The sequence below is a fragment of the Bradyrhizobium ivorense genome, from assembly GCF_900696085.1.
GTDB lineage: Bacteria > Pseudomonadota > Alphaproteobacteria > Rhizobiales > Xanthobacteraceae > Bradyrhizobium > Bradyrhizobium ivorense.
The window spans coordinates 30,822-46,594 of record NZ_CAADFC020000028.1 but is presented as its reverse complement, the minus strand read 5'-3'; the positions used below and the strand labels follow the sequence as shown (position 1 = coordinate 46,594).

Annotated in this window: 11 protein-coding genes; 8 read left to right on the top strand and 3 right to left on the bottom strand. The window is 65.2% G+C overall.

Features of this window, described 5'->3' with window-relative positions; genetic code table 11:
• Nucleotides 1–89: 89 nt before the first annotated feature.
• From CI41S_RS31390 to CI41S_RS31375, 4 genes are all read left to right on the top strand, one after another.
• The gene (locus CI41S_RS31390) at nucleotides 90–620 is read left to right on the top strand and encodes an SspB family protein (protein WP_139863006.1); all 531 of its coding nucleotides are present in this window, start codon (nucleotides 90–92) and stop codon (nucleotides 618–620) included.
• Between the two features lie 187 nt (nucleotides 621–807).
• Nucleotides 808–2,223, top strand: a complete 1,416-nt coding sequence (gene fumC, locus CI41S_RS31385) for a class II fumarate hydratase (protein WP_139863005.1) — start codon at nucleotides 808–810, stop codon at nucleotides 2,221–2,223.
• Nucleotides 2,224–2,515: 292 nt separating this feature from the next.
• Entirely contained in the window at nucleotides 2,516–2,704 is a 189-nt protein-coding gene (locus CI41S_RS31380; protein ID WP_139863004.1) for a DUF4169 family protein, read from the top strand.
• On the top strand, nucleotides 2,701–2,973 hold the full coding sequence (locus CI41S_RS31375) for a ribbon-helix-helix domain-containing protein (RefSeq protein WP_139485616.1): 273 nt from the start codon (nucleotides 2,701–2,703) through the stop codon (nucleotides 2,971–2,973). The genes CI41S_RS31380 and CI41S_RS31375 overlap by 4 nt, the downstream gene beginning before the upstream one ends.
• Nucleotides 2,974–3,001: 28 nt before the next feature.
• Here CI41S_RS31375 and CI41S_RS31370 read toward each other — a convergent pair whose 3' ends face one another.
• Together CI41S_RS31370 and CI41S_RS31365 are read right to left on the bottom strand one after the other, a co-directional pair.
• Complete coding sequence (locus CI41S_RS31370) at nucleotides 3,002–6,697, bottom strand: AsmA family protein (protein ID WP_139863003.1); 3,696 nt, start codon at nucleotides 6,695–6,697, stop codon at nucleotides 3,002–3,004.
• Nucleotides 6,698–6,888: 191 nt separating this feature from the next.
• Entirely contained in the window at nucleotides 6,889–8,121 is a 1,233-nt protein-coding gene (locus CI41S_RS31365) for a cytochrome P450 (RefSeq protein WP_139485618.1), read from the bottom strand.
• Between the two features lie 154 nt (nucleotides 8,122–8,275).
• On the opposite strand from CI41S_RS31365, the gene CI41S_RS31360 reads away from it, so the two are divergent.
• Nucleotides 8,276–8,887 (top strand): TetR/AcrR family transcriptional regulator, encoded by a 612-nt coding sequence (locus tag CI41S_RS31360; protein ID WP_139485619.1) that lies wholly within the window; start codon nucleotides 8,276–8,278, stop codon nucleotides 8,885–8,887.
• 2 nt (nucleotides 8,888–8,889) lie between these two features.
• Here the strand turns inward: CI41S_RS31360 and CI41S_RS31355 are convergent, their stop codons facing one another.
• Nucleotides 8,890–10,179, bottom strand: coding sequence for an MFS transporter (locus CI41S_RS31355; RefSeq protein WP_139485620.1), 1,290 nt, complete (start codon nucleotides 10,177–10,179; stop codon nucleotides 8,890–8,892).
• A 305-nt stretch (nucleotides 10,180–10,484) separates the two neighbouring features.
• Here CI41S_RS31355 and CI41S_RS31350 point away from each other — a divergent pair, with 305 nt between their 5' ends.
• Genes CI41S_RS31350 through CI41S_RS43800 form a run of 3 tightly spaced genes read left to right on the top strand, consistent with a single transcriptional unit; the run spans nucleotide 10,485 to nucleotide 15,682 of the window.
• The gene (locus tag CI41S_RS31350) at nucleotides 10,485–12,377 is read left to right on the top strand and encodes an adenylate/guanylate cyclase domain-containing protein (protein WP_139863002.1); all 1,893 of its coding nucleotides are present in this window, start codon (nucleotides 10,485–10,487) and stop codon (nucleotides 12,375–12,377) included.
• A gap of 35 nt (nucleotides 12,378–12,412) precedes the next feature.
• On the top strand, nucleotides 12,413–13,606 hold the full coding sequence (locus tag CI41S_RS31345; protein ID WP_139863001.1) for a phosphatase PAP2 family protein: 1,194 nt from the start codon (nucleotides 12,413–12,415) through the stop codon (nucleotides 13,604–13,606).
• A 39-nt stretch (nucleotides 13,607–13,645) separates the two neighbouring features.
• A complete protein-coding gene (locus CI41S_RS43800; RefSeq protein WP_172628260.1) occupies nucleotides 13,646–15,682 on the top strand; it encodes a S8/S53 family peptidase in 2,037 nt (678 codons plus the stop codon).
• The last annotated feature ends 91 nt before the right edge of the window (nucleotides 15,683–15,773 follow it).

Below are 15,773 nucleotides of genomic sequence, written 5' to 3'. Positions count from 1 at the left end.
GGTTAGATTGGCCAAGACAGGGGGCGAGTCGGATGGGTCCGGCAGCGCCTTCAGACATGCTGGCCATTTTCGAAAGCGACGGAATTACCATGGCGACCGATCACATCCGATATGACGTGCTGGCGCGGGACGCGCTGCGCGGGGTGCTGCGCCGGGTGCTGGCCGACGCTGCCGAACATGGCCTGCCGGGCGAGCACCATTTCTACATCACCTTCCTGTCGGGCGCCGACGGCGTGAAGCTGTCGTCACGGCTGCTCGCGCAATATCCGGAGGAGATGACGATCATCCTGCAGCACCAGTTCTGGGACCTGGTGGTGACCGAGGACCGGTTCGAGGTCGGCCTGTCGTTCGGCGGCATCCCCGAGCGGTTGACCGTGCCGTTCGCCTCGGTGACGCGTTTCCTCGATCCTTCGGCGCCGTTCGACCTCAGGTTCGACGTTTCGGACGCGCTCTCCGAAGCCCCGCCCGCCAAAGTGCCGGCCGCGCCGGCGGCCTCCTCGCTCGCCGCGACGCCGGCCCGCGCTGCCGCCGAGAGCAATGCAGCCGAGACCGAGGACGAGCCGGAGAAGCCGAGCGAAGGCGCCGAGGTGGTGCGGCTCGATCGTTTCCGCAAGAAATGATCCGAGAAATAATCTAAGCGCAGAGCACTCCCCGACCCTGTAGGATGCCGGCGAAGATCGGGATGACAGACCGTCGTCCCGCACTATCTTCTGCTTGAACGTGACCTTGGCGCAGACGCCTGGCGTTGCCGCCTGAACGCTGGCGCGATTGCCGGATCACGTGCTGATGACGCAACGGAGAGCATCCATGGCTCAGTCGACGACACCATCCCACGCCGCCACCCGCAGCGAGACCGACAGCTTCGGTCCGATCGACGTGCCCGCCGACCGCTACTGGGGCGCGCAGACCGAGCGCTCACGGCAGAATTTCAAGATCGGCCACGACCGGATGCCGATCGCGATCATCCACGCACTCGGCATCGTCAAGCTCGCAGCCGCCGAGACCAATCGCGAACTCGGCCAGCTCGATGCGCGCCGCGCCGACGCCATCATCAGCGCTGCAAAGGAAGTGATCGACGGCAAGCTCGACGATCATTTTCCGCTGGTGGTCTATCAGACCGGCTCGGGCACCCAGACCAACATGAACGTCAACGAGGTGATCGCCAACCGCGCCAACCAGATGCTCGGCGGCGAGCTCGGCGCCAAGCAGCCGATCCACCCGAACGACCAGGTCAACATGAGCCAGTCGTCGAACGATTCATTCCCGACCGCGATGCACATCGCCGCGGCGACGCGGATCATCGCCGACCTGATCCCGGCGCTGACCGAGCTGCATCAGGCGCTGCACGACAAGCAGGACGCGTTTGCCAAGATCGTGAAGATCGGGCGCACCCATACCCAGGACGCGACCCCGCTGACGCTCGGCCAGGAATTCTCCGGCTATGCCGCGCAGGTCGAGAGCGGCATCGCGCGGCTCAAGACGGCGGTGAAGGAGCTGTTTCCACTGGCGCAGGGCGGCACCGCGGTCGGCACCGGCCTCAACTCGAAGCCGGAATTCCCAAACGCCTTCGCCAGGCATGTTGCCGAGATCACCAAGCTGCCGTTCACCAGCGCGGCGAACAAGTTCGAATCGCTGGCGTCGAACGACGCCTATGTGCTGGTGCACGGCGCGATCAACTCGGTGGCGACCGGGCTGTTCAAGATCGCCAACGACATCCGCTTCCTCGGCTCGGGGCCGCGCTCGGGCCTCGGCGAATTGATCCTGCCGGAGAACGAGCCGGGCTCATCGATCATGCCGGGCAAGGTCAATCCGACGCAGTGCGAGGCGATGACCATGGTGTGCTGCCAGGTGTTCGGCAATCAGACCACGATCACGGTCGCCGGCAGCCAGGGCCATTTCGAGCTCAACGTGTACAAGCCGGTTTTGGCATATTGTATGATAAATTCCATTCAGCTGCTGGCCGACGTCGTCCGCTCATTCACCGAGCATTGCGTTGTCGGCATACGCGCCGACGAAAAGCGCATCAGCGAACTGATGCAGCGCTCGCTGATGCTGGTGACGGCGCTCGCGCCGAAGATCGGCTACGACAACGCGGCCAAGGTCGCCAAGTCGGCGCATGCGCACGGCACCACGTTGAAGGAAGAGGCGTTGCGGCTTGGATTCGTGTCTGCAGATGAATTCGATCGTCTGGTGCAGCCGGACAAAATGACACACCCGGGCTGAGTGCCCGGCGCAATGTCCGGATAATTGATCCGGATAATTACGGCCAACGTGCGTGATATAATTATGGATCATAACGCCTAAAGACTAAGGCCGTTCATCTATCAGCTCTGCGCTGGCGCATGGTACAGCATGCAGACGTCTAGTTTTCGCAGAGCGAAACCAGTTCTTTGATGCTATCACAAGCATCAAACGGGGATTCTGGATGGAAACCGAGCCAGGCGCGCAGCGCGACCACACTTGCTTTCGTCACGATGCATCACCAATTCGGACCAGGGGACGATGAGGGACAAGCATGGGCGACGTGGTCAACTTGAAACGATTCAAGAAGCGCGGTGAGCGCGAACAAGCAGCGAAGCAGGCCGAAGCCAACCGTGCGTTATTCGGTCGCACGAAGTCCGAACGCACGCGCGATGAATTTGTTGCCGAGCGCAATGCGCGTCAGCTGGATCAGCATCGCATCGACGGTGGAGACGCATCATGAAGTCTCCCGTGGTGAAACGTTCGATCGTCGTCGCCGGACACAAGACCAGCGTCAGCCTCGAAGAGGCGTTCTGGAACGGCATGAAGGAAATCTCCGGACTGCGGAACATGACGCTGTCGGAGCTGGTCGGCGAGATCGACAGCAATCGCCAGCAGGGCAATCTGTCCTCTGCGATCCGTCTCTTCGTGCTGGACTACTTCCGCTCGCGCGCCGCGCCGGCCGTGCCGGAGGTGCGCTCCCAGCAAGTCGATACGCGTCAGCAGGCCTGAGCGGCCTGCACGCCCCTTAACCTGATTCCTAGTTCTGCATCGCCGGCCGCGGCGGCGGATTGGCAACCTGCGGCGTCAGCGACAATGGCGGACGCAGCTGCTTTTGTTTGGCTGCGCCCGGCAGCGGCTTGACGTCGATCGGCGGCGGCAGCGGCGCGAGCTGGGGCTGGCTTCCGACCGGCGGCGCTGACGGCACGATGGCCGGCGCGTTCGCCACCGGCGGCACGATCGGCGGATGCGGTGCCACGATCTTCGGCTTCGCCGGCGCGCGGCGCGGCAGCGGCACTTCGCCGGGCGGCACCGGCGCATCGGGCGCGGCGGCCCCGGTCGATGGCTGAATCGCCGCAGGCTGCGGGTCGGCCGGAGGCGGCGGCTCGCCGCGTTCGATCGCATCGAGCCGCCTGGTCTCGCGATCGATCGCACGCACGGCAAGCCATGACGACAGCGCCGCGATGTCGACGCTGCGCGAAAGGCCGTCCGGCGTCCCCACCGCGAGCAGCTGGATTTCCGGACGACTGTTCGCGGTGCCGATCTGCGTCGATGCCAGCGCGACACGGATGTCGGCCTGGTCGTCGGGAATGGCGTAGCCGCCCGACACGACGACATTGGCGCCGCTGGCCGCGAGCGTGGTGGCGCCGACCCGGATGCGGCCGTCGCGGATGTTGAACGGGATTTGCGCCGACGCGACTGGCAGCGCACCGCCTGCGAGCGCCGGCTCGACGATCTGCCGCAGCCGGTTGTCGTCGGTCGCCTGTCCGGAGTCGCTGGCACGGATCGCGACGTCGAAGGCGCGCGGATCGAGCCCCGGCAGGCTGATCTCCTCCAGCGTCACAGTGCCGCTACCGGAGAGCGCGCCCATGAGCGCCGAGGCGCTGCGGCCCTGGGTCAGCAGCGTCATCTGCATCGCGGCGCGCCCCTTTGGCAGCGCCAGACTGCGATAGCGCAGCGCCGAGCCGTCGACGCCGGAGAGCTGGAGGTTGGCGTTCAGCGCGAGCCCGTTGACGCCCTGCCGCGCATCGATGCTGGCGCTCGCCTCGCCGCCGCCGATCTTGCCCTTGATGCCGTCGAAGGTCACCGCCTGCCCGTCGGACCTGATGGTGCCGCTCACCGGCTGCAGCTCGGCGCCGCCCGGCAACAGGCCGCGCAGCGCCTCGAACGTGACCTTGCCGCGCCAGCCGCCGGTCAGGCCGGCGCCGAGCGGCTCCTTCGCATCATGGCCCGCAGCCCCGATCGCGGCGGCAAAGACCGGCGCCAGCGAAATCTGGTCGAGGCCGATCTCACCCTCGATGCTCTTCTGATCGGCAAGCGTCACCGCAAGCCGCCCGCGCAGCCGCGAGCCGGCGACGATGCTGTCGAGATCGTCAAAGCTCAGGCGGTCGCCCGCGATCGTCAGGCGCGACGTCAGGCGGATATTTCCGGCCGCATCCGATGGTTTCAGATTGAGCAGCGGTGTGATGTCGGCGCTGCGGACGCGCAGGCTGACGCTCGATTTGGCATCCTTCGCCCACGGCTCCGCGGTGCCTTCGGCATCGGCGTCGAGTCCGCCGCCCCAGAGCTTCGCCTTCAGTCGCAGCGGCGCGTGCCACACGCCATTGACGCTGCCCTCGAACTGCAGCGGGCCCGCGCCGGCGGCGATCGTCCGATCAAGTCCAAGCAGCGCCAGCAGGGCATTGCCCTGGCCGGCCGAGACCTTGGCCTCCGCGGCGACCTCGCTGCGCCCGAGCGCATCGATATCCAGCGCGCGGATTGCGGCGACCGGCGGCGTTGCCGACAGCACCGTTCGTCCCTTGAGCTGCGGCGCGTCGAGATCGAGCGTCGCCTGTGCGGCGGTGCGATCGGCCGCCTTGCCCTTGCCGAGCTCGAGCGCCAGCTTGGCTCTGATAGGGCCGGCATCGGCCTGCAGCACGCCGAGCCGCGCGGCAGCCGACGGCGCGAACGGCTGCACGATCGCAGCGAACCGGCCGAGCGAGGCGGCGGTCGCATCGATCGTCAATTTGCCGGTCGCGTTGCCGCGGTCGAAGGTGCCGCTGCCATCCAGCGTGACATTGTCGGGCTGGCCGATCCTGACGCGCTCGACCACGATGCTGCTCGGCCCATAGGCAATCTTCGCCTGCAGCGGCCGCAGTTCCTGGCCTGCGGAAATCGCGCGGCCGACGTCGAGCGACAGCTGCATCTCGTCGGGCCATTCGCCCTGCGGGCCGGCCAGCGAGCGGATGAATGCCGTGGTCGCATCGAGATCGAGCCGCTCCGCCTTCAGCTGCGCCTCGATCTTCGATCCCTTGCTCGCCGCGCGGTGCGAGACCGCGATACGGCCCTCGAGCGTGCCCCCCTCGAGCTCCGCCTTCATGGCATCGATCGCAAAGCCTGCCGGCGACACCGCGACGTCGCCGCGCAGCCGCAGCGGCTTCTGGCTGCGATAGGCGGCGTCGCCGCGCCCCTCCAGCCAGTTCATCAGCGCATCGGGATCCGTCGATTCGATGTTGAGCGCGGTCTTGAAGCTGTCGGCTGCTCCCGCCTGCGCGCTGGCGCCGCTCATCGACACCCGCGTCGATCCCGGCGCACGGAACTCCAGCCGGCGCACCGTCCAGGATTTCGCATCGGTCTGCAGCTCGGCCGCGATGTCCTGCAGCGGACGGCCGCCGAGCATGATCTGCTCTGCGGCCAGTTCGATCTGCGCCGCGATCGGGCTTTGCGGAAGGCCCGACAACACCGCGCGCAGCGCCGGCAACACTTTCGCCGGCTCGGCATTGCCGTCCTTGCCGGTATCCTTACCCGTATCCTTGGCGGCGAACCTGTCGGCATCGAGCTGCCGTGCCGCGAGCGAGGCGCGCAGCAGCGGCGTCGCGCCGAAACGGATATCGCCGCTGCCGGCAAGCTTCAGCGCGCGGTCCTCGGCGCCATAGCTCAACTCGACCTGGTCGAGGCGCGCCGCCGCAGAGTCCGATTTCACCTTGGCGGCAATCCGCCATGGCGGCGCATCGCTGCCGCCGCGCTGGCCCGGCAGGCCCGCCAGCGTCACGTTCCCCTCGAAGCGCGGCGCGCGGTTCTCGAAGCTCAGGACGCCGTCGAGATCGGCCGACACCGGCCGCTGGCCGGGATCGACGGAAAAATGCACGCGGGTGCCGTTGCTATCAGCGCCCTGCCCCGAGGAGATCCGAAACGGGTAGCGATTGCCGCCCATCATGAAATTGCCGTCGCCGCGGATCGCGCCGGCGAGCGAGCGGACATCGCCGCTGAAGGCGATGTCGTTCAGCTCGAGCGTGCTGCGGCTCGCCGCATCGTGCAGCGCGACGCGGCCGGTCAGGTTGAGGCGGTCGATCGCCAGCGACGCCAGGCTGAGGGCCCCGCTCGACACCGGCCAGTCGACCCGCCCCTTCGGATCGAGCCCGAGATCGAGCGACACGCCGTTGATGGTGAGCTCGGTCGCGCGCCACTCGCCGCGCATCAGCGAGCCGAGGCTGAACTCGACGTCGAGGTTGGCGGCGCGGACCTTGCCGAGGTCGTTGGCGCCGCCGATGGTGACGGTCTTCAGCCGCAGCCAGGGCGCCGGCAGCAGGCGCGCATCGAGGTTGCCGGCGACACGTACCGGCGCACCGATGATCCTCGTCGCCTCTGCCTCGAACTGCGGCCTGAACTGGTTCCAGTCGACGAAATACGGACCGACCAGCGCGGCCACCAGTGCAAGAATGAATGCGATTGCCAGGCCGAGCAGCGTCGTCTGCACGGTGTCTCCCTTTGAGCCCGCTCCGCGGCAGCCGCCTCACGCTGAACCTTGGCAAACCTTTGGCCGGAGCAGCTCAATATATAGAGACAAGTATGGCGAAGTCACAGCGACTTTCCCGCTGTAACTTCAGACTGGACACCGGTTTTCCCCGTGAGCGCGGCGGGAACGCTGCCCGCCGCAACTCCGGGAGATCACCAGCTGGCGGGCAAGCACTTCAGCCCACGCAGCACGAAGGTCGGCCGCCACTCGGGATTTTCCGCGTCATCGAGCCGCAGGTCCGGGATCCGGCGCAGCAGGGTCGAGATCGCGATCTCCGCCTCGATCCGCGCCAGCTGGGCGCCGAGGCAGAAATGGATGCCGCCGCCGAACGACAGCGGCTTCACGTTCGGCCGCCGGATGTCGAGCTTCTCGGGGTGGTCGGGATACACCGCGGGATCGTGATTGGCCGAGCCGAGCAGACAGAGCACGGTTTCGCCCTTCGGAATCCGCTTGCCGCCGAGATCCTCGATGTCCTCCAGCGCGACACGGCCGGTCGCCTGCACCGAGGAATCATAACGCAGGAACTCTTCGATGGCGTTGGTGATCAGGCCGGGATTGGCCTTGAGCAGCGCCAGCTGATCCGGGTTGCGATGGAGCGCCAGCAGGCCGTTGCCGATCAGGTTCACGGTCGTCTCGTGGCCGGCGCCGAACAGCAGGATGATGTTGGCGGTGAGCTCCTCGTTGGTGAGCTTGTGACCATTCTCCTCGGCCTGCACCAGCTGCGTGGTGAGGTCATCGCCCGGCTGCTTGCGGCGCAGCTCGAACAGTTGGTGGAAATACATCGCCGCCATCACGTTCCCGGCATTGGCCTGCTTGATCTCCTCGGGCGACAGCGGCACCGGATCGAGCAGGCGTCCGCCGTCGCGGGAGCCGTTGTAGAAGGCCTCGCGGTGCTCCTCGGGAATCCCGAGCATGTCGCAGATGATCGTGACCGGCAGGCGGAACGCGAAATCCTCGATCAGGTCCATCTTTCCCTGCGGAATGATGCGGTCGAGCGTCTCGTCGACCACCTGCTGGATGCGCGGACGCATGTCCTCGACCCGGCGCGCGGTGAAGGCCTTGACGACGAGGCCGCGCAGGCGGGTGTGATCGGGCGGATCCTGCTGCAGCATCCAGTGGCTCATGCTGCGGAACGCCGGCTCCTCCATGATCTTGGGGCCGTAGCGGCGGATGGTGCGCTCGGAAAAATCCTTGCCGAAGCGCTTGTCGCGCATCACCAGGCTGACCTCGGCGTGACGGCTGGCGACGAAGGCGCCGTGCACATTGAGGTGCACCGGGTCCATGGTGCGCAACCGCTCGTAATACGGATAGGGATTGCGGATGTATTCGGGCGCCAGCGGATTGAAAAGCGGCTCGCTGCCTGTCGACTGAACATGCTCGTTCATGGTGACCTCGTTCGCTCGCTGCGCCGGGTGCCCGCACCGTGACGCGCCTTGGTGTCATCCTCGGGCCGGCGGCTTTGGCCGGATATTCTGGTTTTGCTGAAATGCAATTCGATACACTCTTGTATCGAGTTGCATTGTGCCCTAAACTGCGCCAATGTCAAGGGTTCGAACCAGACCAACACGCGACGACACCCGCGAGAAGCTGTTCGAGGCGGCGGCGCGGGTGTTCGAGGAACAGGGTATCGGCGGCGCCAGCATCGAGGCGATCGCGGCCGCGGCCGGCTTCACCCGCGGCGCGTTCTATTCGAACTTCACCAGCAAGGACGAGTTGATCTTCGCGATGCTCGAGGATCACGTCGAGCAATCGGTTAGGCGATGTCTCGATTTGCTCGCCCAGCACCAGAATCTCGCCGATTTTCTCGAGGCGCTCCGCACCATGGATCGCAGCCGGCAGGATCCGCTCGGCCGCTCGCCACTGCTGCACATGGAGATGATCCTGTTCGTGGCGCGCGCCGAGAAGCGCCGGCCCGAACTGGCCAAGCGGCTGCGCGCGCGGCGCAAGCTGATCACGGATATCGTCACCGCCACGGCGAAGAATGGCGGCCGCAACAACGCGCTCAACCCGGAATGGACCGGCGCGGTTGTGCTGGCGCTGGAGGACGGATTTCGGCTTCACCGCCTGATCGACCCGGAGACCACGCCGGCGGACAGTTTTCTGCGCGCCATCACCGATCTACACCGCGCGATCGGCGTCGCGTCGGCCTGAGATCAGGGGGCGCTTGCGATCTTGTGCATCTGTCCGGCGACGGCGCGGACCTTGCCGGGCGAGGCCTGCCAGATCGCGAACGCCGACAGCAGGCTGGCCGCGATGCCGAGCACGAATGCAGCCGTGTAGCTGCCGGTGAGATCGTAGAGCTGTCCCGTCAACCACGGCCCGGCGGCGCCGCCGGCAAGCGCGGCCAGCATCACGGTGCCGAAGATGCTGCCGTAATGCTTGCCCTGAAAAATCTCCAGCACGACCGGTCCCATCACCGAGGTGAGGCCGTAGCCGAGCGCGCCCTGGGTCAGCACCATCAGCCAGACCAGCGGCATCGCCGGCCAGTATCGCAGCGCCACCAGCGCCGCAAAGCAGATGACGAAGCCGAAGCAGGAGATCGCCCACACCCATTCGCGGCCGATCCGATCGGACAGATGGCCGAGCCAGATCTGGCCGGGAATGCCGAGCAAGCTGACGACGCCGAGCGCCCAGACGCCGACATTGGAGCTGAAGCCGATGTCGAGCAGGAATTTGGTTTGGTGCACCTGCACCGCGTACCAGATGTACAGGCCGCAGAAATAGCCGACCGCGATCCACCAGAACCGCGCGGTGCGCAGCGCGCGCGGCAGCGTCCAGTCGGTGCCGGCCCAGACCGGATCGACGATGTTCGAGGCCGGCTTCGCCGAGGCCGCCGTCGGCGCGGCATCGCCGTCCGGCCGCAAGCCGATGTCCTCCGGCCGCTTGCGCAGCAACAGATTGATCGGCGCGAGCACGACCAGCACCATGATCCCCATCGCGGTGCAGGCGGTGCGCCAGCCGGTCTGCTCGATCATGTGCTGCACCCACGGCAACAGCGTCACCGAGCCGATGCCGACGCCGGCAAAGGCTAGTCCGATTGCAAGGCCACGGCGGCGGATGAACCAATTCGGCACGAACAGCGATTGGCCGGAATAGCCGAGGCACACGCTGCCGGAGCCGACCAGCACGCCGATCGTGAGGTAAAGGTGCCAGGGCTGCGTGGTCAGCGGCGCCAGCAGCAGCCCCGATCCCATCAGCAGCACGCCGAGCTCCATCACCGCGCGCGGACCGCTGCGGTCCATCAGCCGCCCGATCAGCGGGCTCGCGATCGCCGACGCCACGAAGCCGAACGAGAACGCGCCGGCGGTGACGCCGCGCTCCCAGCCGAACTCGGTGATGATCGGCGGATAGAACAGCGAGAACGCGGTGCGCGCGTTGACGCCGATCGCCATGGTGACGAAGGTCACCACGACGATGATCCAGCCGTAGAAGGGGAGACGCATGGAATTCTTTCATTCCGCGATCGGTGACAAGATGCCGCGGTGCTGGTTCAATGACACGGCTGGTATTTAACGCCCTATAGAGCATGAAATACCGGTCGCTGTGAAATTGATCACAACCTCTCCTCAGGAAAAATGGCATAATAGTCAGGAGCCTGGATCATAGTCAGGAGCCTGGATCGGCGGATCGGTTGGAAATTCTCCCGTAACATGAGCCTTGGGAGGTTTTGGTGCATTCGACCTGCTCGGCTCAGTCGCCAACAGGCCCAAGCCGGAATGGCGACGGCGGGCCATCCGCGCCCTATGGGGTGGACGAAGATGACGAGAACCACGCGCAAGATGCGCTGTCCGGTCGTCCGATCGCGGACGGCGGTCTTGTGCGACAACAGGCGGTCGTCCTGCTGGTCGACCTCGTGGAATCAGTGCGGCTCATGCGCGAGCATGAAGCCGAAACTGTGCGCCGCTGGACAAGCTTCGTCCACACCGTAACCACGCAGATTTTGCGTCGCCATCACGGCGTTCTGGTCAAGAGCCTTGGCGACGGATTGATGGTGCGGTTCGAGACCGTGTCTGATGCCGTGGCCGCAGCCGCGGAAATGCATCGCGCACTCGCTGCGCAAAACGCGACGATACCCGAAGACCGCCGCTTCCACCTCCGTGCCGGGATCAACTCCGCCATCGCCTGGACCGACGGCGTGGATATCTATGGAACGGGCGTGAACCTGGCAGCCCGGCTGGCAACGCTGGCAGGACCCGGTGAGACCATTGCCAGCGCGTCGGTGCACGAACAATTGGCCGCCGGGCTGGCAAGCCTGGCGGAGCCGGGCGAGACCATTGGCAGCGCATCCGCGCGCGATGAGCTGACGCATGGCGTGGATGCAATATGCGAGGACATGGGCGAATGCGTACTCAAACATTTTGACAAGCCGGTTCGCGCCTATCGCGTCGGTCCGGCGGGTCCATATCCGAGCCTCGCCGCCCGGCGCGATTACGGCACTCCCATGGAACCAACGATCGCCATCATCCCCTTCAACGCGCGCCGTGACACCCACGAACATTTCGACGTCGGCAACCTGATCGCGGACAGCGTGATCTGGCGATTGTCCAAGACGCCGAATTTGAAGGTGATCTCACGTCTGTCCACGAATGTGTTTCGCGGACGGGTGAACGACGTTGCCGAAGTCTCCGCTTATCTCGGTGCCACCTACATCCTGAGCGGTGGTTATGTTGTGGATGCCGGTGAGGTGATGGTGACCGCAGAACTTTCGGCCGCGCGCACCAACCGCGTGGTTTGGACCGACCGCATTCGCGGAACCGTTGCGGATCTCCTGCAGCCCGACAGCGAGCTCGCGCAAAGGATCGCCAGTGCCGCACATCTGGCGGTCTTCGACGCCGAGGTCGAACACGTCCTGACCCAGCCGCTGCCGACACTGGAAAGCTATTCGCTGCTGCTTGGCAGCATCCGGTTGATGCATTGCTCCGGCAAGGACGAGTTTCTCCAAACCCGCAAGATCCTCGACGAACTGATCAACCGGCACAGCCGGATTGCGGCGCCGCGCGCCTGGCTCGCCAACTGGTTCATTTTGCGTGTCACACGCGGGTGGTCGGAAGACCGCAAGCGCGAAGCAACCGAAGCACTGAACGCGACGCACGCGGCACTGGATCGCGATCCCTCCGATGCGCTTGCACTGGCGACCGAAGGATTCGTTCACTGCCATCTGCTGAAAGATCTCGACGCCGCCCGCGAGCGATGCGATCAGGCCGTCGAAGCGAACCCGAGCCACGCGCTCGGCTGGCTGTACCGCGGCACGGTGGATGCGTTCAACGGGCGGGGGCAAGCCGCCGTCGAGGCGACCCGGCGGGCATTGCAGCTCTCGCCGCTTGATCCTCAGCGCTACTACTTCGAGTCGCTCGGTGCCACCGCCGAACTATCCGCGCACAACTATCAGGAAGCCGAGCGACTGGCGCGCTCGTCGCTGAGCCTCAATCGCATGCATCCTTCGACCTGGAGGGTGCTGACAATTGCGCTTGTGCTGCAGGACCGAATCGACGAGGCGCGCGCAGCGTTGGCCGGTATGCGCAGGCTGGAACCGGCGTTGACCGTCCAGAGATACATCGCACGCATTCCGAATGCACAACTCGAAACCGGCAGGCAATGGGCGCGCTGCCTTGAAATCGCGGGCTTACCGACGACGGGCTGATTTTACGCAAGCATATTGATCATGAGGAGGCAGCAATGGCTCAGCTAGGCGGTGCTGGAGGTGCAGGTGGCGCGGGCGGTGCCGGTGGTGCCGGCGGCGCCGGCGGCGCCGGCGGGGCTGGTGGAGCCGGAGGAGCCGGCGGGGCCGGCGGCGCGGGAGGCTCGTTCCTCGGGACGATGGCCGATGCCTACGCAAATTCGATCATGGTCGACGCGCTCATCCAGAGCCGCGAGGGGACCATCGTTCCCGAATTCAACACCTATGCACCGGGACTGCCTTCGATAGAAGACGCTGCGCAGTTGGAGCGCTGGGAGCCATGGGTCCGCGCCTACACGGCGATCGGCGAGATGCTGCAAGGCATCAGCTTCGCACCGACGACAACAGGCAACGGCTTCCAGGTGCAGTCGTCGCAGTCCGCCGCCTCGTCGACGACCGCTTCCCCGTTCGTCATTGCCGCGATCGAACGACCGAACCAGGCAACCTTCGTTGCGCAGCTTCCGATCGTGCTGAGCTGGGCCGAGCTGCGCGACGAACGCGCGACCGAGACCATGGCGCAGATCGATCCGCAATACGCCTTCTGGTCGTCGATCATCTACATGCATCCGGACCGCACCAAGCGCACCTTCGAACTGATCAACATGCTGTTGCAGTTCTGCGTCTATGTGGAGATGCGCTTCAAGCATGCGCTGGCATGCTGGCGTCCCGTCGAGTACAACGCGGAAGTCCAGCCCATGATCACGACGCCGGGGCACGGCAGTTTCCCCAGCGGGCACTCCACCCAGGCCCATGCCGTCGCCTACATGCTGAAGCAACTGTTGTTCCTGGATCGCGGCGGCGCCTCCACCACGGGATATGACAAGATCAAGGATCAGCTCGATCGCCAGGCCGCGCGCATCGCCGTCAACCGCACCGTTGCGGGCGTTCATTTTCCCGTCGACAGCATGGCGGGACGAATGCTCGGGGTTGCACTCGGCGAGTACTTCGTCGGCCGATGCCTCGGCACCACGACGAGATCGGGCTCGACCGCATCGACGATCCGGACATTCAACGCGACGTGGATCGATCATCACGCGAGCACGGACTTCAATCCGTTCAGCTCGGATCAAGATCTTGGCGCCGGCAAGCTCTATTCGACGTCCACGGGAGTCAACATCCAGCAGTCTCTCTTGATGCAGCACCTGTGGGCCGCGGCCCAGGCGGAATGGCAAACGAGATTCCCCTACCCTTGAGGAACGCCCGAGCGCAATCATCCGAGTGGAGAATTCTCCATGTACGATCGGCCGAACTGCTTCGATCCATATCTGCGCTACGCCATCGCGAGCGACTTCAAGAATTTTGCGTCGTTCGACGAGAAGACCTTTCGGGTCTTCCTGCTCGTGGAGTTCAGGAGCCTCGACCGGGCAAACGCCTTCAAGAAGGCCGTCGCCGATCCGAAATACGCCGTCGAATTCAGCCCGGTGGACCGGGACTCGCTCTACACGACGATGCGCGCGCACAAGAGCGTGGTGACCGACGCATTCAGGGACACGAGCAAGGACGCGCGACCCGACGGGAACTACTTGTTCGACGCCTGGAACGACAATGTATCCCGGGTCGAATTGTCGTTGCCGCTGGTGCCGACCGACCAGCGAGCCTTCGCACGGAAGATCGTCGAACGCTCTCGTGCCAACCCGCCGGAGCATCTGATTGGCCTGCTCGACGACGGCTGTCCGTTCGCGGCGGCTCAATTTCTGACAACTCTCGGAGGAACGGATACAAGGGTGCTCGGCATCTGGGACCAGAACCAGACGCTCGGCCCCTGGTACGGCTCCATGAGCCGACAGCCGATCCCGGCCGGGACCAACGCACAGTTCGGCCGATTTCTGCCCGACTTCAACTATGGGATCGAGTTTCTGCACGATTCGACCGCCGGTACGCCGACGGTCGTCGGGCTCAGCGATTGGATGGCGTCGCATCGGACCGGTGCCGGGAGCGTCGATGAGGATAGTTGCTATGCGGACGCCGAGTTCACGACCCTGAGGCGGCAGGTATCGCACGGGGCTCATGTGATGGACGTACTCGCCGGGCGCATCCCGACTTCGTCGCGCATTGTCGGCCGGAAGCCGCCGAGTTGGGAGGCGAACGCCGACCCCGCATCGACGACCGGCGTGGTCTTCGTACAATTCGCGGATCAGTGCATTCGCGATGCGACCGGAGTCTGGCTCAAGGCGTACGTCAAGGATGGGATCGACTACATCATGACGTTCACCAAGCCGTACGTGACGAAGACGGTCGTCATCAATATCAGCTATGGACCGACCACGGGACCGCATGACGGTACGGCTGAACTCGAGGACACGCTGAGGGACTTGGTCTCCGAATACGATGGCTCGTCGGGCAAGCCGAAGCTCCATATCGCGCTGGCCGCCGGCAATGCCTACCTCACCGAGGGGCACATCGCCTATGTCAGAAGTGAGGCGACAATGCCCGACAGCGTCGCCTGGACGTGGCGCCTTCCGCCGGACAACACGGTGCTTTGCTTTGCCGAGGTCTGGATGCAAACGCATGACGCTGCGCATGTCACGGTAACGCTGACGTCGCCCGGCGGAATCGTCTTCAGCTCGACGAGCGGCCCGGTCTCTCCCGGTCCCGGCGTGCCGATTCCACCGTACACCGGGGTGTTCGCACCGGTGGCATGGGGCAGCAGCACGGTGTGGCTGCTGGCAGTCGAACCGACCGTCGCAACAGCCGGGACTGTAGCGGAACACGGAGACTGGACTGTCAAGGTCGAGTACGTCGACACGCACGCCAAGGTCCATGCCTACGTCGCACGAAGCGATCCCAATATGGGCATGCATACCGGCGCCAAACGTTCCTACTTCGTGGATGCGGCCTGGGAAGCCGACCACGGGGCTTCAGCCGGCTGCACTTATGCGAACGGTGTGTTCGAGAAGCACGGTTCTCTGATCCACCGCAGGGGTACCCTCAACGGCATCGCGACGGAGAAGGTTCGGAGAATCCACGTTGCCGGCAGCTACATCCTTTCGAATGGCCGCAAGGCACCGTACTCCTCGGCAGGTCCGGCGCGCGGAGGCCCGCGCCTCGGGCCCGACTACGTCCTGCCAGGCGATGAATCCTGCGCCCTCCAAGGCATCCGCGCCGGTGGCAACCGCAGCGGCTCGGTATTCAGGCTCGAAGGAACAAGCACCGCGGCACCACAATTGGCTCGGTTGTTCGTCGACACCACGCCGCTCTCACCGTCCAACATCCCGGGCACTCCCGGGGAAATCGCCGAGCGCGGCGGGGGCAATTTGCCACCGCCCTAGAGCTATTTCCGTTCCGATGGAATCGGAACGGAGCTCTAGATTCTTGTTCTGACGCGTTTTCTTCACGCGAACCGGTATCCACTTCGCTCGA